The following is an 18,943-nucleotide window of genomic DNA, read 5'->3' as shown; positions in this document are numbered from 1 at the left end:
TCCTTTATTCTGTTACTCGGATTCGTTCTTGTCGGTACCGATATCGCCAAGCAGCTTCTCAATCCGACTGCCATAAGCGATGGATTCATCGATCTTGAATATCAACTCGGGAACATGACGAAAACGGATACGCTTGCCCAGTTCGGTACGCAAAAATCCATTTGCTTTTGCCAGCGCTTTAAGCGAGTTATCCTTTTGTTCCTGTTCACCGAAGACACTCAGATAAACCTTGGCTTGCGACAAGTCGCCTGTTACTTCGACTCCCGTTACGGTAATAAAACCGATACGAGGATCTTTCAGTTCAGATTGGATGAGCAGACTTAGTTCTTTCTTGATCTGCTCGCTCACTCTACCTGTACGAACCTTAGCCATTGTTGTTCACCTCATGCTTCCTTGCTTATCGTTGTACGGTCTCCATAATGAAGGCTTCAATAACGTCGCCCTCTTTGAGATCATTGTATTTATCCAGCGTGATACCACATTCGTAGCCTTGGGCTACTTCTTTGGCATCATCTTTGTAGCGTTTCAGGGAATCCAGCTTGCCTTCGTAAAGGACGATGCCATCACGAATCAGGCGCGCTTCTGCCGAACGCGTAATTTTACCCGAAGTAACCATACATCCAGCAATGGTACCCACTTTACTGATGGAGAACGTGCTCCGAACTTCAGCATGACCGATTACTTTTTCTTTGTAAATCGGATCAAGCATGCCTTTCATTGCTTGTTCAATTTCTTCAATAACACTGTAGATAACGCGATGCAGACGAATGTCTACTTGCTCTTGATCTGCAGTCGCTTTCGCCTGATTATCAGGACGAACGTTGAAGCCAATCACGATGGCATTGGATGCGGCAGCCAAAATGATGTCGGACTCGGTAATTGCACCAGCGCCGCTATGAATGATTTTCACGCGTACACCTTCAACTTCAATCTTCGCAAGGGAACCTTTCAATGCTTCAACCGAACCTTGTACATCACCTTTGATGATTACGTTCAGGTCTTTGATTTCACCGTCTTTGATGTGTTGGAACAGATCATCCAGTGTCACACGTGTGTTTGTACCCAGATCGGATTCACGTTGTGTGATGGCACGTTTGTCTGCGATGGAACGCGCTTTACGCTCATCTTCAAACACCATAAACGGATCTCCCGCCCCTGGAACCTCAGTCAGACCCGTAATTTCTACAGGTGTTGAAGGTCCAGCTTCTTTTAAACGGCGACCTTTGTCGTTCACCATCGCACGTACGCGACCGAAGCAGTTACCTGCAACAAAAGCATCTCCGACTTTCAGTGTACCGTGCTGTACGAGAATACGGGCAACTGGGCCACGTCCTTTATCCAGCTCGGCTTCGATCACTGTACCACGGGCACGTTTGTCCGGGTTCGCTTTGTACTCGTTCACTTCTGCAACGAGCAGAATCATTTCAAGCAGACCTTCCAGACCCATTCTTTGCTTCGCCGAAACGTTAACAAAGATGGTATCTCCACCCCACTCTTCGGGAACGAGTTCATAGTTTGTCAATTCCTGTTTTACTTTATCCGGATCTGCACCCGGCTTGTCGATTTTGTTGACAGCTACGATAATTGGCAGCCCCGCTGCTTTGGCATGGTTAATCGCCTCAACGGTTTGTGGCATAACACCGTCATCTGCCGCTACAACAATAATTGTAATATCCGTAACCTGTGCTCCACGTGCACGCATAGCGGTAAATGCTTCGTGACCCGGTGTGTCCAGGAACGTGATCTTTTTATTGTTAATTTCAACTTGATAAGCACCGATATGTTGTGTAATACCGCCTGCTTCTCCGCCCGTTACATTCGTTGAACGAATCGCATCGAGCAATGTTGTTTTACCATGGTCAACGTGACCCATGATCGTAACTACCGGTGGACGAGCTTGCAAGTCAGCAGGATCATCATTCTCTTCCAGTGTTTCGAAGCGGTCATCTTCAAGGACAATTTTCACTTCGACCTCAACACCGAATTCTCCAGCAAGCAGCAGAATGGTTTCGATATCAAGCTCTTGGTTAATCGTCGCCATAACACCCATTGCGATGAGTTTTTTGATTACTTCGGAAGCATCTTTATGAAGCAATTTCGCTGTTTCACCAACCGTCATGTCACCACGTACGATGATTTTCTTAGGTGTGTTATCAATTTTCTCGCGTTGTTGGTACTGTTGTTGATTTCTGTTGCGATTGTTCTTGCCACCACGATTACCGCGGAAGTTGCCGCCACGGTTGTCGTCATAACGACGTCCACCGCCACCGCTGTTCGAACGGTTGCCACTGTTGTTGTTGCCGGAATTGCCTTGGCCGCCTCTGCGTTGGCCTTGTCCCGAGCTCTGTCCTTGGGCACCAGTACGGTTGCCGCCAGTGCCAGTGTTTCCACCATTGTTCGGGCCTGCACTTCTTGTTTGTCCGCCACCGCTGTTCGCTGGACGCTGACCCGTACTTTGCGGACGGGATGCTGTACTGCTTTGTCCACCTTGAGCTGGTCTTGGGCGATTACTGGATTGTCCTCCTTGGCTTGAGCCTTGGGAAGAGTTTGTTCTGTTGCGGCTGTCTTGGCCGCTAGGTCTTTGGGAGCCGTTGTTATTGTTGGAATTTGGTCTATTGTTCATACCTACCTGCTTTTCCTGTTGTATTTTTGTTTGTACGGGACTACCGGATGTGTTATTGCTTTTCGGCGTGTTCACTCCGCCGGCCGGTTTGTTGCTGTCCACTGTTTTGTCACTGCGCACTGACGAAGTAGCAACGGATTTTGCTTCGTTGCTTTGTTTGGAAGCGGCAGTGGATTTTATATCTTTAAAAAATTGTTCCACCTTACCGACTGAACCATTCTCCATGACACTCATATGATTGTTTACGGGAATATCCAGCTTTTTAAGAATGGTTATAATTTCTTTACTACTCATATTAAGGGACTTCGCATATTCATAAACCCGCAATTTATCCTTGTTTTCCTGTTTACTCAATATACTCCACCTCCGACATTATACCGACTTGCTTGGAGATCATTTTTGCAAACCCTCGATCCGTTACTGCAAGAACAACCCGCGTTTCTTTACCGATACTTGAACCTAGACTATCCCGGTCAAATCCGATCACCAGTGGAACTTTATATGTCCCGCATTTGTCGCGAAATTTCTTCTGTGTATTGGCCGAGGCGTCACCCGCAACAATAACCATTTTAGCTTCGGAAGAACGGATCGCTTTAAGCACAATTTCTTCACCTGTTACAAGTTTGCCTGCACGCATGGAGAGTCCCAGATAAGACAGCGTTTTATCATTCATCATGTTCTCCCTCCTGTGCGGCTATGAATTCATCCTCTACTGCGACGAAATCAGCTGCCAATTGCTCGTAAATTTCCGGTGAAACCTTGCCCTTTAGCGCTCGATCCAGAGACCGGTTTTTGAGTGAAAGTTTAAAACAGGACTCTTTGCCGCATAAATAAGCGCCACGTCCGGATTTTTTGCCAGACAAATCGATCAGCACTTCATCATCTGGCGTTTTAACGATACGGATCAGCTGCTTTTTGGGCATCATTTCCTGACACGCCACACATTTGCGTAACGGCACTTTTTTTGTTTTCATACATTAGCGCCCCCCCGTGCTTTACTTTAGTCGACGGAGACGGAATCTTGATGCATTTCCGAAGAAGAATCTTTCTCTCTGCCGAATTCCTGTTCCGCCTGGCTCTCGCTCTTAATGTCGATTTTCCAGCCGGTCAATTTGGCTGCCAATCGGGCATTTTGGCCTTTGATCCCAATGGCGAGGGACAGCTGATAGTCGGGAACGATTACCCGAGCCATCTTTTCTTCCTCGAATACTTGAACTTCCAACACTTTGGAAGGACTAAGTGCATTAGCCACATATTCGTCTACCTGGTCGGAAAAACGAACGATGTCAATTTTTTCACCGCGCAGCTCACCCACAATGGTCTGCACGCGCATTCCCTTCGGACCTACACACGATCCAACCGGATCGACTTCCTCATTGCGGGAATGAACGGCAATCTTGGAGCGGAAACCCGCTTCACGTGCGACGGAGCGAATCTCAACTACACCGTCAAAAATCTCAGGTACTTCCAGTTCAAAGAGACGTTTCAACAAGCCCGGATGAGTACGGGACAAAATGATTTGCGGCCCTTTGGTCGTATTCTCGACCTTGGTGATGTACGCCTTAATGCGGTCACCATGAACAAACTTCTCGTTCGGCATCAATTCGGTCAGCGGCAAAGCCGCTTCGATTTTGCCCAGATCGATGTAGATATTGCGCAAATCCTGACGCTGCACCACTCCCGTAACGATGTCTTCTTCCTTATCTACGAAAGCGTTGTAGATCAGGCCGCGTTCGGCTTCACGAATCCGCTGGGTAACTACCTGTTTGGCAGTTTGTGCTGCGATACGTCCGAAATCACGCGGCGTAACTTCAATCTCCGCAATATCTTCCAGCTGGAAGTGTGGGTTGATTTCCCGTGCAGCAGGCAATGAAATTTCGGTACGTGAATCCAGGACTTCTTCCACAATCAATTTACGGGCATATACACGAATCACTCCCGTATTACGGTTCATATCAACACGCACATTCTGGGCGGTGTTGAAATTACGCTTGTAGCTGGAGATTAATGCCGCCTCGATCGCTTCAAACAGCACATCCTTGCTGATCCCTTTTTCCCGCTCCAATTCATTCATTGCTTCAATAAAATCCATACTCATGAATGTTGATCCCCCTTTCAAACATGGCATCTCATACGTAAAACGGCGAAAGGCTCTGAACTCATGAGCACTTTGCCGTTATCGTGAGATGTGTCTTTTTCATTAATAAAGTGAACAAGGCACTTAAAACAGTATGGCCAGGCGCGCACTCGCTACCTTGTCATAAAGAATGGCATGCTGTTTCTTGCCTGCTTCGATCACAAGTTCCCCGTCATCAAAAGAAAGCAGCTTGCCTTCAAATTCCTTTATTCCATTTACCGGCTCGTAGGTTGTAACAAATACGTTTTTGCCTACGGATTTGGCAACATCCTCCGGTTTTTTCAGTGGACGCTCCGCACCGGGAGAAGACACTTCAAGGAAATAGATGGTCGGAATCGGATCGTTCTCATCCAGCTTGGCACTCAGCTTTTCGCTGATCAAGACGCAATCATCGATGTCGATGCCACCCTCTTTGTCGACATACACCCGTAAAAACCAGTTGCTGCCTTCTTTGACGTATTCGATGTCAACCAGCTCGAAGCCTTGTTCATTCAAGTAGGGTTGGATCATTTCTTCCACGGTAGATTTAATGTTCGTTGTGCTCAAAACCGATAACCTCCAACTTAGGTTACACCAGCAAAATGACTGGCAATTTCTTCATTACCCAAGATTCTTGTATACCAAAGACTAAAGAGTGGGTTTCCCCACTCTTTAGAAATTCGTACTATCTCGTTCACTTCAAAAATTATAACATAGTCTGGTAATAGTGACAAGTAAGCGATCACTCTGCTATTTTAACCACTAATGAAGAAAAATTTACGTATTCAGATGACAAACCTTGACTGGATGCTCCAATTGCCATTTTAGAACAGTGATAATTGATTGCTTTCCGGCAAACCACGGAAGCATCCCATGCCTGTTAACAGCTCCACAATCGTTTTACTCGCTTTGGACTTCTGTTGGAAATCTTCGATCGACAGGAATTCGCCATGCTCCCTTGCTGCTGCGATATTGCGTGCAGCATTATCTCCGATTCCTCCCAATGCTGAAAAAGGAGGAATCAGTGAATTTCCATCAACAATAAACTTGGTCGCTTCCGAACGATACAGATCAATCGGCTTGAGCGAGAATCCGCGTGCTGCCATTTCCAGAGCCATCTCAAGAACAGGCAGCATATTTTTTTCTTTTGGTGGTGCCTGGAAACCTAATTGCTCAATCTCTACGATCTTCCGATAGATGGGCTCATATCCCTGACATACCAGTTCAATGTCAAACTCATCCGCACGGACTGTGAAATATGTCGCATAATATTCAATCGGGTGATACAGCTTAAAGTACGCTGTGCGTACTGCCGAGATAACATATGCGGCCGCGTGGGCCTTCGGAAACATGTACTGGATTTTCAGACAGGAATCAATGTACCATTGCGGCACCTTGCAATTTTTCATCTCATCAATCCATTCTTGCGGCAAACCACGACCCTTACGCACACTCTCCGTAATTTTAAAGGCAAGACTGGCGTCCATACCGGCCTTATAAATCAGGAACAACATGATATCATCCCGGCAACCAATCACCGTTTTGATGTTACATGTTCCATTTTTGATTAAATCTTGTGCATTACCGAGCCATACCCCCGTACCGTGAGACAAACCGGAGATCTGGAGTAGATCGGCAAAAGATGAAGGCTGGGATTCAACAAGCATCTGACGTACGAATTTCGTCCCCATCTCCGGTACACCAAAAGTGGCAACTGGCGAACGAATCTGCTCCGGCGTAACCCCCAGCGCCTCCGTCGAGTTGAACATACTCATGACTTTAGGATCATTCATCGGAATGGTGGTTGGATCGACACCCGTCAAATCTTGCAGCATCCGCATCATAGTAGGATCATCATGACCCAAAATATCGAGTTTCAGCAAGTTCTCTTCGAAGGCGTGATAGTCAAAATGTGTTGTCTTCCACTCCGCGTTTACGTCATCAGCCGGGAACTGTACAGGTGTTACATCTTCCACTTCAATATAATCCGGCACAACGACAATACCACCGGGATGCTGTCCTGTACTACGTTTAACCCCGGTACAACCCGAAGCCAGACGGTTTAGCTCAGCCCCGCGCCATTTCTTATGATGTTCTTCCTCATATTTCTTGGCAAAACCAAACGCCGTTTTCTCAGCGACCGTACCAATCGTCCCCGCACGGAATACACTCTTTTCACTGAAAAGCACCTTCGTATAGTTATGGGCATGTGGCTGATAATCACCCGAGAAATTCAAGTCAATATCGGGAACCTTGTCCCCTTTAAAACCAAGGAAGGTCTCAAACGGAATATCTTGCCCTTCGCCTTTTAATCGGCCTCCACAATCAGGACATTCTTTCTCAGGAAGGTCAAATCCACTCGGCACACTGCCGTCCAGGAACCATTCACTGTGCTTGCACTCCGGATTCACACAAATATAGTGTGCTGGCAACGGGTTAACTTCGGAAATACCCAGAAAAGTAGCAACTACAGACGAACCTACTGAACCCCGGGAGCCGACAAGATAGCCATCCTGATTCGATTTTTTAACCAAACGTTCCGAGATCAGATAGTTGGCAGAAAAACCGTATTTGATAATTGGCTTCAATTCTTTTTCCAGTCGTGCCACAATGACTTCCGGCAGTTCTTCACCATAAATCGACTTGGCGGTATTATAGCAGGTATTACGGATTTCATCGTCCGCGCCTTCCAGAATCGGGGTAAACAGCTTGTCCGGGAACAGTTTAATTTCTTCAAATCGATCAGCCAATTCCACCGTATTCGTAACGACAACTTCGTAGGCTTTCTCTTGGCCCAGGTACTGGAACTCTTCCAGCATTTCATCCGTCGTTCTTAGGTGAGCATCCGGTTTGCGTTGATCTTTGAGCGGGCTGAATCCTGTAATTCCGTGAATGGTGATATCCCGATATAGCTTGTCGCGCGGCTCCAGATAATGCACGTTCCCTGTGGCTATGACCGGTTTCCCCAATTTTTCACCAATGTCGACGACTTTACGAACAGCGAGCTTCAACTCTTCAGGTGTAGCCACCAGCCCTTTGTCCACCAAATGCATATACATCGTCAGAGGCTGGATCTCCAGAATGTCATAGAAATGAGCTATTTCTTCCGCCTCTTCAAGTGATTTGTTGAGCACAGCCTCGAAAAACTCACCTTTTTCACAACCGGATAAAATAATGAGACCTTCTCGCAAATTGATCAGCTTCGATTTTGGAATACAAGGCACCCGTTTGAAATGCTCCGTATGAGAAAGTGATACCAGTTTATAGAGATTCTTTTTGCCGACATCGTTCAAAGCATAGATTCCGCAATGGAACGGACGCGTATTCGAAAGATCAACGCCGACGTAATCGTTCAGCCGATCCAGCATGGTCAAACCTTTCAGCTGGGCAGCATCATTAACCAATCCATTCAGTATGCCTGCGAGCGCGATCGTATCATCAATTGCCCGGTGATGACTTTCCAGTGCTACTTTATATTTATCCGCCAGCGTATTCAGACGGTGGTTCTTCATTTTTGGATATAACAACCGCGCCAGTTCCAACGTATCAAGGACAGGATTTGGAAGCTCAGGCATACCAAGCTGTTTTAGCGACGCCTGAATAAATCCCATATCGAATCGCGCATTATGCGCAACCAATACGCCATCTCCGGCAAACTGTACAAAATCACGGATAACCGGTTCCAGCTCAGGTGCATCCTTCACCATTTCATCATTAATGTTAGTCAACTGCTGAATGTTATATGGAATGCGCTCATGCGGATTTACAAACGTAGCAAAACGGTCTACCTCTTTACCGTCTTCCATCTTCACTGCCGCAATCTCGATAATCTTGTTCTGGGTCACTGACAGACCTGTGGTCTCGATATCAAAGACGATATATGTCGCCGACTTAAGTTCCAACGGCTGCGGTGCCATAACAACAGCAACCGAATCGTTCACCACATTGGCCTCAAGGCCGTAGATCATTTTAATTCCGTTTTTCTTGGCCGCTTTGGACGCCTCCGGATACACCTGCACACCGCCATGATCACTTACCGCGATAGCTTTGTGTCCCCATTCCGCTGCAGTCTTTACATATTTGTCGATCGAAGTTACAGCGTCCATTGTACTCATAGTGGAGTGCAGATGGAATTCAACCCGTTTCTCAGCTGCATTATCCTTGCGGGATGGGGGTGCTTTTACTTCCACCAAATCCGACGGAATCATGGCGAGTTCCGGGATTTGCATGAACCGATCATACTCTACACGGCCACGCACTTTCACCCATTTACCATTAGCCAACAGGCTTAGGATTTTGACATCCTCTTTCGTTTTGGCAAACATCTTCATTTGCATGGAATCGGTGAAATCCGTCAGATAAAAAGTAAACAAGGTATTCCCGTTCCGCAATTCCTTGCGATCCAGACCAAAGACCGTACCCTGTAAAGTAACTTTTTTCTCTTCATCCTGAATTTCCTGCATGGGTACAGGTGGTTCCTTAATCTCATATCCCATTTGCAAGCGAACATCGCCCTGATCTTCCTCTTCAGGTATTTCCGAGTCCACTTCACTCATCATCTGTTCGATGACTTGAAGCTCTTCTTCCCGTTTCTTGAGCTGGAATTGCTCCATCGCCTCTTTGTTGCTTCCAACCTCACCAACCAGCATTTTGACGCGCAAGGGCAGTTGGAAATACTTGTCATAAAAGGCGGTTATAGCCTGATCGATCTGTTTCTTCTTCGCAAGCTCGAGCGACATGGTATCACTCATGGTCAATTGAAGCAGATCCGCCTCACATTCAAACTTCGTACGATTCATCCAACCGTTAACAGACGGGATCTCCCGGGTAACCCATTCAAGGAACAAGTTCCAATACTCGCTGACAATATCACTAATCTCGACCTGCTCATTATATTTAAAACCAAACGTAATCTTGGAAATATGATTCATTTTCTCCTGGATGTGCAGGCAAAATGTGCGATAGATTGGAGCAGGAACCAAGGTATCCTTTGCAATTACTATCGTCCAGTCACGGTTGCTGCGACTTGTCTCCACCCGTTCAATCCATCCATCCAAAAAGTAGGGCTCTACTAGGCCAGCCGGAAGCTCTGTCTGTTTCATCAACAACTCAAACCGTTTTCTCTTCTCCTCGAATCCACTCATCGTGTTCCTCCTTAAACCCCCTTAAAACAGAAAAAGCCTCTGCATTCAAAAATGTCCCCGATCCGAACCCGCACCGACTCATTTTATCCGACAGAAGCTCTCCATTTCTTACGTCTTACGGTGAATAAGTGCTGTTAGTCAAGTCTTCCTGACTTAGTACGCTCTTGCAAACACTACCGTGTGTTTCGCTTGTTCACCACAAGCCAGGCACGTATGCTTTTCTTCCGCAGGCTGGAACGGAATGTTCCGGCTTGTTGCACCTGTTACTTCTCTTACTTTATCTTCGCAAGTTTCTGAACCGCACCAGCCAGCCAGTGTGAACCCGCGTTTATTTTCCATCAGTTCTTTCATCTCATCCAGTGTATCCACCGAGTAGAAGTTGTCCGACATAAAGGTGCGAGCCCGTTGCAGCATATCCGCCTGAACTTGAGTAAGCATCGCCTGGATTTCTTCCACCAGATTGGCTTGTTCTACGACTTTCTTCTCTCCTGTGATCCGGGAAACGAGTACACATACACCGTTTTCCATATCACGCGGACCGATTTCGAGACGGATCGGAACACCTCGCATCTCGTATTCGTTGAATTTCCAGCCTGGGCGAACATCACTGCGATCATCCATTTTCACACGAATTCCTGCTTGTTTCAGTTCACCGAACAATTCATCCGCACGACCTACAACAGCATCACGTGTTTTTGGCGGGCCAATCGGAATCATAACCACTTGTGTTGGTGCAACTTTAGGAGGAAGCACAAGACCACGGTCATCTCCGTGAACCATGATTAACGCACCGATTAGACGCGTGCTTGTTCCCCATGAAGTGGTGTGAGCCAGTTCCAACACGTTGTTGCGACTAAGATACTGGATCTCAAATGCTTTTGCAAAATTCGTACCCATATAATGAGAAGTTCCGGCCTGAACTGCACGTCCGTCCTTCATCATCGCTTCGATGGAGAAAGTATCTACAGCACCCGCAAATTTCTCTGATTTTGTTTTCTGACCTGTAATGACGGGAATCGCCAGATATTCTTCCACCACTTCGCGGTAGATTTCCAGCATTTTCATCGTCTCTTCACGTGCTTCTTCCTCTGTCTCATGCGCCGTATGCCCCTCTTGCCACAGGAACTCACTCGTACGAAGGAATGGCAAGGTTCTCTTCTCCCAGCGTACCACGTTAGCCCACTGGTTGATAAGCACCGGCAAGTCACGATAGGACTGAATCCACTTGGAGTACATGTGACCAATGATGGTTTCCGAAGTTGGACGAATCGCCAGACGCTCTTCCAGCTTCTCACCGCCCGCTTCTGTTACCCAAGGCAGTTCAGGATTGAATCCTTCCACATGCTCTTTTTCTTTTTGGAAAAAGCTCTCGGGAATGAACATTGGGAAGTAGGCATTACGATGACCTGTTTCTCGGAAACGGCGGTCCATCTCATCTTTGATATGCTCCCAAATTTCGAAGCCGTCTGGTTTGAAAACAATACATCCGCGCACGGGTGAATAGTCCATGAGATCAGCTTTTTTAATAACATCAATGTACCAGCGTGAGAAATCTTCACCCTGAGGTGTAATTTCAGTCACGAACTGTTTATCATTTTCCTTTGACATAAGACTCCAGCGTCCTCCCATAACGACTATCTCTGAACGATCAGAGCGTAGTCAAACCATAATTATCCGTTAATCAAACGTAGTATATCATTGTATGTTACAGCCAGCATCAGTACAAACAGCATGGCGAATCCAACAAAATGGACCATGCCTTCCCGGTTCGGATCAACCGGTCTGCCCCGCAATCCTTCAATACCAAGGAATACAAGACGGCTACCATCCAGCGCCGGAATCGGTAACAGGTTGAAAATACCAAGATACAGGCTCAAGATTGCTGCCCATCTTGTCAACTGTTCAATCCCCTGCTTCGCGATTTGGCCTGTGACCTCAAATGTACGAACCGGGCCACCTATGTCATCCATGTTGAACTGATTAATCAGATGTTTAAAGCCTTCAAAGATCACTTTGGTGGTATCGACCATCGCAATTCCCGAAACCTTAAAGGTTTCCACAAATCCAACAGATCGGGTTGGCAATGTGGGTACAATTCCGACCTTACCACCCTCTTGACCTTCTACGGCACGAGGGGTGATCGTTATATTAAACGTTTCATTCCCCCGACGCAATGTCCATTCCATTGGCTTGTCTTTGGAATCAGCAATCATCGTCACCATTTTTTGCGAATCTGTACCAATAGCAGTACCATTAATGGTTTCAATGATATCTCCCTTTTGCAGGTTCGCCTGGTAGGCAGCTCCACCTTCGAGCACTTCACCAATTTCCAGATTTTTCGGATTTTCAACCGGAACTCCAGCCATTTGGGCATAGACCGCAAACAATACAAATGCCAAAATAAAATTCATGAGTGGTCCAGCAAAAATGGCCATTGCCCGTTGACCCACCGTTTTACTGCCAAATTGGCGATCTTTCGGTGCGATCTGGGTTTGCTTGCCACGACTTACCAGCATGGCTTGCGGGTGTATCCGATATTGCTGAACTTCGCCATCCACATCAAGTTGCAGTTTTAATGCATTCTCCATATCGATGGAGATCACTTCACCACGAATAACATTTTTACGGTTATCCAACTGATCAAGGTAGATCAATTTCACTTGGTCATCAGCCGATCTTACGGCAATAGTCTGACCTTCCTGAATCTCTACCAGTTCCGGATCTTCCCCTGCCATACGTGCATATCCGCCAAATGGCAGCAAGCGCAGTGTGAACTGGGTCTCGTTTCTTTTATATGAGAATAATTTGGGACCAAAACCGATCGCAAATTCCCGTACAAGAATACCGGCGCGCTTGGCAAAATAATAATGCCCCCATTCATGAACCGTCACGATGACAAAGAACATGAGCACCGTTAGAAATACCACTTGTATGGTTTCCAATCCCTATCCATCCTCCTTCACGGCACGAACCGCAGTCTGTCCCTTTAGATTATCATTATTCTCTGATGCCGCACAAGAGAATCACTTCTTCCATTTTGTTTCGAAAAAAGAGATTACAGACGAGACGCAAGTTGACGACTCTCCTGATCACATCTTGCAATTTCAGCCAAATCAGGCTCGTCTACATTGCGGTGTGCTTCCAGCACAGAAGCAATAATATCCTCTATTTTAAGGAATGAAATCTCTTTACGCAAGAAACGGGCTACGGCAACCTCGTTGGCTGCATTAAAAGCTGTTGTCGCGGTCCCACCCATTTTACCACACTCGTATGCCATTCTTAAACAAGGGAACCGCTCCATATCCATTTCACCGAAGTGTAATTTGCCCGCTTGTGCCAAAGACAGACGCTGTGCAGGAGATGGCAAGCGGTCTGGATAGGTCAATGCATACTGGATGGGAACACGCATGTCCGGATTGCCAAGCTGCGCAATAATACTCGTATCCTTGAACTCCACGTAGGAATGAATAATACTTTCCGGATGAAGCAGTACATTAATCTGATCATAAGAAAGACCGAACAGCCAGTGCGCTTCAATGACTTCGAGACCTTTGTTCACCATCGTTGCTGAATCAATCGTGATTTTGGAGCCCATGGACCAGTTGGGATGTTTGAGTGCGTCTTCCACCGTAACTTCCTTTAACTGCTCGCGAGTCAGATCACGAAATGATCCACCAGAGGCTGTAAGTGTAATGCCCATCAAGCGTTCACGCGGTTCTCCATTTAAACATTGAAAAATAGCCGAGTGCTCACTATCTACCGGTAAAATGGGAACTCCCTTTGCATTGGCTCTCGCAGTAACAATATGTCCCGCTGTAATCAGCGTCTCCTTGTTAGCCAACCCGATCTGTTTGCCCGCATCGATTGCAGCCAAGGTCGATTCAAGCCCGATACTCCCCATTACAGCAGTAACAACTGTATCTGCATCCGTTCCAGCAGCAACTTCCACTAGTCCTTCTTTGCCATAAAAAAGTTGCGTTCCAGCAGGCAAGTGCGGAGCTACCGTCTCTGCCAGCTCTTTCGAGCCAACGGACACCTTTTTGGGCTTGTAGAGCTTCGCTTGCTCAATCAGCAGATCTATATTGCCACCAGCAGCCAATCCTTCTACTTGGAAGCGTTCAGGATGCATATCGACTACATCCAGTGTCTGGGTTCCAATGGAACCGGTTGACCCGAGAATCGAAATTTTTTTCATGCTGCACCTCATCTTTATTTATCCGAATGCCTGTGACAAATCACTCGACATTGGCTTGCAATTATCTTTAATAGGGCAGAAGCATTAGTATATGTACGAATGGAAAAACAACGATCCAGCTGTCGCACCGATCCAGAATGCCACCATGCCCCGGGAGCAGGGTACCGGAATCCTTGATGTTGTACACACGCTTGTAAGCAGATTGAATCAGATCTCCCATCTGTCCCACCACGGCGCATGCTAGACCAATCCATATTGCCCTTTGCCAAGTTAACAAGCCGTCTGACACCCATGCAAAAACAACAGAAGTCACAATCGCAATGACAATGCCACCTATTGCACCCTCCACTGTTTTGTTCGGACTGATTGAGGGCCACAACTTGTTTTTCCCGATGAGTTTCCCTACAAAGTAGGCACCCGCATCGCTTGCCCATATGGAGCCCAGTAGAAGAAATGTCCAGAACAATCCGTGATGCAAATGTCTGGATTCTGCAATGTAATAAAAACCAATGCCTATATACAATACTCCCAGAAACAGCATAGCTACTGTATTTACAGGAATTTTATTTTTAGTGACTACAGAGGCCGTCATCAATAAAAGCATCACAAGCCAGCCGATCTGGAACATCGTTAAAGGCCTTGCTTCCCATACCATTTCCCAAGGAAACACAATCGCAAAAATGCCAGCATATCCGATCAGGGCTACACCCGAAAAAGGCTGTACCCCAGTCATTTTTACAAATTCATAATAACCGATGAGAGCCATAAGCAATACCAGGCCGTGGTACCAGGGTCCGCCCAGCATGCAAAAACCCAAAAACAACACACCTGCTATGATTCCTGTCGTTAATCGCTGTTTCAACGGCTTCATCCTCCATCTATTTCAAACCGCCGTAACGCCTTGTTCTGCGCTGATATTCGGCTACTGCTTCAAGCAGATGCTTTTTGCCAAATTCGGGCCAGTATATATCCGTAAACCATAATTCGCTGTATGCAAGCTGCCAAAGCATGAAATTACTCAGCCTTAACTCTCCACTCGTCCGAATCAGCAAATCCGGATCAGGCATATTGGCAGTCAACATATGTCTGTCAATGAGCTCAGGTGTAATGTCCTCTGCCGATAAGTTCCCCGACTTTACCTGCAGAGCGATCTGTTTGACACAGTCTGTCATTTCATGGCGACTTCCATAATTCATTGCAAAATTCAAAACAAGCCCTGTGTTATGTTCCGTTAGACGGATTGCTTCACGCAAGGCATTAATGGTATGAGAAGGCAAATGCTCTTCTTGCCCCATCATGCGAATACGTACATTTTTTTCTATAAGTTCATCCAGCTCTATCGCCAGAAATTCTTGCGGAAGTCGCATCAGAAAATCCACTTCTTCTTTTGGACGTGTCCAGTTTTCTGTTGAAAAAGCGTACATCGTCAGATATTTGATGCCCAGTTCATCCGCCGCGATGGTCGCACGTTTGACCGCCTTCATCCCATTCTGGTGACCAGCTATTCGTGGGAGGCCCAAACGTTTGGCCCATCGTCCATTGCCGTCCATGATGATGGCGACGTGCTGCGGGATATTATCCTCGGATATAGTCAGCGTTTCCTGCTTGTCAGCCCCATTCCACCACGACCGAACCCGTTTGATCATTCCTGTTCCTCCAAAATCCCTGAAGTTTCTTCACCTGAAGCTTGAAAAAGAGACAAAACCCCACCGTATTGGAGGGGCTGCGCTTGTCTTACACTTCCATAATTTCTTTTTCTTTGGCAGCGAGTACCTTGTCGACTTCAGCAATATACTTGTCGGTCGATTTTTGGATATCATCCTGATGTCTCCGGGACTCATCCTCGGAAATGTCTGACTTCTCCATTTTTTTGATATCATCATTCGCATCACGGCGAATATTACGAATCGCTACTTTACCTTCTTCACCGAACTTTTTCGTCAACTTCACAAGTTCTTGTCTGCGTTCTTCCGTAAGTGCTGGAATGGACAGACGAATCATAGTTCCGTCGTTCGCTGGCGTTAGGCCAAGATCGGATTTCATAATTGCACGCTCAATGTCCCCCATGGAGGATTTATCCCACGGCTGGATCATCAATGTCCGGGAATCCGGTGTACTGATATTAGCCAATTGGTTGAGCGGAGTCATTGCACCGTAATACTCCACTTGAATCCGGTCGAGAAGAGCCGGAGTTGCACGACCTGCACGCAAAGTGGCAAGATCACGTCGTAACGCTTGAATCGCTTTATCCATACGTTCTTCGGCATGTTTTTTAACCGCTTGTGGCATTAATCTACACTCCCTTTAACGATTGTCCCGATGCGTTCACCAAGAACAACACGTTTGATGTTACCTTGTTCTGTAATGGCAAATACGATCAACGGAATGTTGTTGTCCTTACAAAGCGAGGACGCCGTTGAGTCCATTACACCAAGATCTTTGTTAAGTATATCCATGTAAGTCAACTGATCAAACTTGACAGCGGTGCTGTCTTTAAACGGATCTGCTGAGTATACACCATCGACTTTATTTTTGGCCATCAAAATGACTTCTGCTTCGATCTCTGCTGCGCGCAGTGCTGCTGTTGTATCGGTGGAGAAGAACGGGTTACCTGTACCTGCTGCAAAAATAACGACCCGGCCTTTCTCCAGATGACGAATAGCTCTACGACGAATATAAGGCTCTGCAATTTGTTGCATGGCAATTGATGTCTGTACGCGTGTAGGCACTTCGATCTGTTCCAGTGCATCTTGCAGTGCGAGCGAGTTCATTACCGTCGCCAGCATGCCCATATAATCCGCAGTTGCTCTATCAATGCCGTTTTCGCTACCAGCAATTCCGCGCCAAATGTTTCCCCCGCCACATACGATAGCAACCTGTACACCAAGTTCAACCACTTCTTTTACCTGCTGGGCAATCGACGAGATCGTCTCTGCATCAATACCGTAGCCGTTTTGACCGGAAAGAGACTCTCCGCTGACTTTCAAGACAACACGTTTAAATACTGGCTGTTCCAATTGTTCACCCTCCACTTTGAATTGAACACCTTCGGCGTTCAACCAACAAAACTTCTCGCGCATGGCCTCCTGCTTAAAAAGAAAGGAACACAGCTGTGTTCCGCTCTTTTAGGAAAAACGTTCATCCGGTAAGGCAATGTTTTCCTGGGATATAAGGGAGTAGCGCTTCGAAGTTTCATCATTCTTATATCTTCGAAAATCATTCCTGCTTGCCGGTTTGAAAACCGTCTTATTTGTTTACTTGGGACATAACTTCTTCTACGAAGTTGTCTACTTTTTTCTCAAGACCTTCACCCAGTTCATAACGAACGAAACGACGGATGGAGATATTTTCACCAATTTGGCTGATTTTTTCGTTCAACAGTTGGGAGATTGTTTTGTCAGGATCTTTAACAAAGGTTTGCTCCAACAGGCAGAATTCTTCGTAATATTTACCGATACGACCTTCAACCATTTTCTCAACGATTTTTTCTGGTTTGCCTTCGTTCAAAGCTTGAGCTTTCAAGATTTCTTTCTCTTTTTCCAGCTCTTCTGTAGGAACTTCTTCACGAGTAACAAATTTCGGGCTCGCTGCTGCGATTTGCATAGCAATGTCCTTAACGAAATCTTTGAATTGGTCTGTTTTACCTACGAAGTCAGTTTCGCAGTTCACTTCTACCAATACACCGATACGTCCACCTGCGTGGATGTAAGATTCTACAACGCCTTCAGTTGCTGCACGGCCAGCTTTGCTAGCTGCTGCTGACAGACCTTTTTCACGCAGCAGTTCAGCTGCTTTCGTGATGTCACCGTTTGCTTCTTCCAATGCTTTTTTGCAATCGAGCATACCTGCGCCCGTTTTTTCACGGAGTTCTTTTACTGCACTCGCATTAACTGCCATTATTAATTCCCTCCAAAAAATAAGTAATTGTACGTACACTCTAAAAAAAGGGCAGTGAGAGGTTATCCACCTACCAACCACCCTTTTCATTTAATTTCATTCGTTATGTTCGAATCTATTAAGCGGAAGTTTCTTCGCCTTGGTTAGCTTCGATTACAGCGTCAGCCATTTTACCTGTCAGCAATTTAACAGCGCGGATCGCGTCGTCATTACCCGGGATAACATAATCGATCTCGTCCGGATCGCAGTTGGTATCAACGATACCTACAATTGGGATACCCAATTTGCGAGCTTCAGCAACAGCGATACGCTCTTTGCGTGGATCGATAATGAAGAGGGCGCTTGGCAGGCCTTTCATATTTTTAATACCGCCGAGGAATTTCTCCAGACGATCTTTCTCTTTGCGAAGCAAGATTACTTCTTTTTTAGGCAATACAGCGAATGTACCGTCTTCTTCCCAAGCTTCCAATTGTTTCAAACGATCGATACGTTTTTGAATTGTTTGGAAGTTAGTCAGGGTACCGCCGAGCCAACGTTGGTTAATGTAGAATTGACCAGCGCGTTCAGCTTCTTCTTTAACGGAATCTTGAGCTTGTTTTTTCGTACCCACGAAAAGAATTGTACCATTCTCTCCTGCGATTCCTTTAACGAAGTTGTAAGCCTCTTCGACTTTTTTCACTGTCTTTTGCAAGTCAATGATATAAATTCCGTTTCTTTCAGTGAAGATATAACGATCCATTTTTGGGTTCCAACGACGAGTTTGGTGACCGAAGTGTACCCCAGCTTCAAGAAGCTGCTTCATGGAGATTACTGCCATCTTCACACACCTCCTAATATGGTTTTTATTGTGTCCTCCGCCGGCATCATTTTTCGCCAAGACTCTCCATCAGGAAAGCACCCTCAACAAAATTAGCACATGCGTGTGTTTTAACACCGTTATCTAATATAGCATAAGTGAATGCCTGATG

The 18,943-nt window shown here is 46.3% G+C and carries 16 protein-coding genes; all 16 read right to left on the bottom strand.

What is annotated here, in order from left to right:
• Positions 1–12: 12 nt before the first annotated feature.
• Positions 13–372: a 30S ribosome-binding factor RbfA gene (rbfA, locus tag JNUCC31_RS27335; protein ID WP_079346932.1), complete on the bottom strand. Its 360-nt coding sequence runs from the start codon at positions 370–372 to the stop codon at positions 13–15.
• Positions 373–397: 25 nt separating this feature from the next.
• A complete protein-coding gene (gene infB, locus JNUCC31_RS27330; protein WP_192266358.1) occupies positions 398–2,977 on the bottom strand; it encodes a translation initiation factor IF-2 in 2,580 nt (859 codons plus the stop codon).
• Positions 2,970–3,299: a L7Ae/L30e/S12e/Gadd45 family ribosomal protein gene (locus tag JNUCC31_RS27325; RefSeq protein WP_379378510.1), complete on the bottom strand. Its 330-nt coding sequence runs from the start codon at positions 3,297–3,299 to the stop codon at positions 2,970–2,972. Before JNUCC31_RS27325 ends, infB begins: the two co-directional genes overlap by 8 nt.
• On the bottom strand, positions 3,289–3,597 hold the full coding sequence (gene rnpM / locus JNUCC31_RS27320; RefSeq protein ID WP_192266356.1) for an RNase P modulator RnpM: 309 nt from the start codon (positions 3,595–3,597) through the stop codon (positions 3,289–3,291). The genes JNUCC31_RS27325 and rnpM overlap by 11 nt, the downstream gene beginning before the upstream one ends.
• 26 nt (positions 3,598–3,623) lie before the next feature.
• Positions 3,624–4,721 (bottom strand): transcription termination factor NusA, encoded by a 1,098-nt coding sequence (nusA, locus tag JNUCC31_RS27315; protein WP_062326087.1) that lies wholly within the window; start codon positions 4,719–4,721, stop codon positions 3,624–3,626.
• 123 nt (positions 4,722–4,844) lie between these two features.
• Positions 4,845–5,306, bottom strand: coding sequence for a ribosome maturation factor RimP (gene rimP, locus JNUCC31_RS27310; RefSeq protein WP_062326086.1), 462 nt, complete (start codon positions 5,304–5,306; stop codon positions 4,845–4,847).
• A gap of 257 nt (positions 5,307–5,563) precedes the next feature.
• Positions 5,564–9,883 carry a PolC-type DNA polymerase III gene (locus tag JNUCC31_RS27305; protein WP_192266353.1) on the bottom strand — a complete coding sequence of 1,440 codons (4,320 nt, stop codon included), beginning with the start codon at positions 9,881–9,883 and terminating at the stop codon, positions 5,564–5,566.
• A 153-nt stretch (positions 9,884–10,036) separates the two neighbouring features.
• Positions 10,037–11,491, bottom strand: coding sequence for a proline--tRNA ligase (proS, locus tag JNUCC31_RS27300; protein WP_192266351.1), 1,455 nt, complete (start codon positions 11,489–11,491; stop codon positions 10,037–10,039).
• A gap of 62 nt (positions 11,492–11,553) precedes the next feature.
• Positions 11,554–12,825: an RIP metalloprotease RseP gene (gene rseP, locus JNUCC31_RS27295; RefSeq protein WP_192266348.1), complete on the bottom strand. Its 1,272-nt coding sequence runs from the start codon at positions 12,823–12,825 to the stop codon at positions 11,554–11,556.
• A 113-nt stretch (positions 12,826–12,938) separates the two neighbouring features.
• Positions 12,939–14,078, bottom strand: coding sequence for a 1-deoxy-D-xylulose-5-phosphate reductoisomerase (locus tag JNUCC31_RS27290; protein WP_192266346.1), 1,140 nt, complete (start codon positions 14,076–14,078; stop codon positions 12,939–12,941).
• Positions 14,079–14,145: 67 nt separating this feature from the next.
• Positions 14,146–14,940, bottom strand: a complete 795-nt coding sequence (locus JNUCC31_RS27285) for a phosphatidate cytidylyltransferase (RefSeq protein WP_192266343.1) — start codon at positions 14,938–14,940, stop codon at positions 14,146–14,148.
• A 16-nt stretch (positions 14,941–14,956) separates the two neighbouring features.
• Positions 14,957–15,724 carry an undecaprenyl pyrophosphate synthase gene (uppS, locus tag JNUCC31_RS27280; protein WP_192266341.1) on the bottom strand — a complete coding sequence of 256 codons (768 nt, stop codon included), beginning with the start codon at positions 15,722–15,724 and terminating at the stop codon, positions 14,957–14,959.
• Positions 15,725–15,812: 88 nt separating this feature from the next.
• Entirely contained in the window at positions 15,813–16,367 is a 555-nt protein-coding gene (gene frr / locus JNUCC31_RS27275) for a ribosome recycling factor (protein WP_192266339.1), read from the bottom strand.
• Positions 16,367–17,095: a UMP kinase gene (pyrH, locus tag JNUCC31_RS27270; protein ID WP_024630245.1), complete on the bottom strand. Its 729-nt coding sequence runs from the start codon at positions 17,093–17,095 to the stop codon at positions 16,367–16,369. Before pyrH ends, frr begins: the two co-directional genes overlap by 1 nt.
• Positions 17,096–17,324: 229 nt before the next feature.
• Entirely contained in the window at positions 17,325–17,975 is a 651-nt protein-coding gene (tsf, locus tag JNUCC31_RS27265; RefSeq protein ID WP_062326078.1) for a translation elongation factor Ts, read from the bottom strand.
• Between the two features lie 118 nt (positions 17,976–18,093).
• Positions 18,094–18,792 carry a 30S ribosomal protein S2 gene (rpsB, locus tag JNUCC31_RS27260; RefSeq protein ID WP_047842496.1) on the bottom strand — a complete coding sequence of 233 codons (699 nt, stop codon included), beginning with the start codon at positions 18,790–18,792 and terminating at the stop codon, positions 18,094–18,096.
• Positions 18,793–18,943 lie beyond the last annotated feature (151 nt).

The organism is Paenibacillus sp. JNUCC-31 (genome assembly GCF_014844075.1).
Taxonomy (GTDB): domain Bacteria; phylum Bacillota; class Bacilli; order Paenibacillales; family Paenibacillaceae; genus Paenibacillus.
This window is presented reverse-complemented; position numbering and strand designations above follow the sequence as displayed.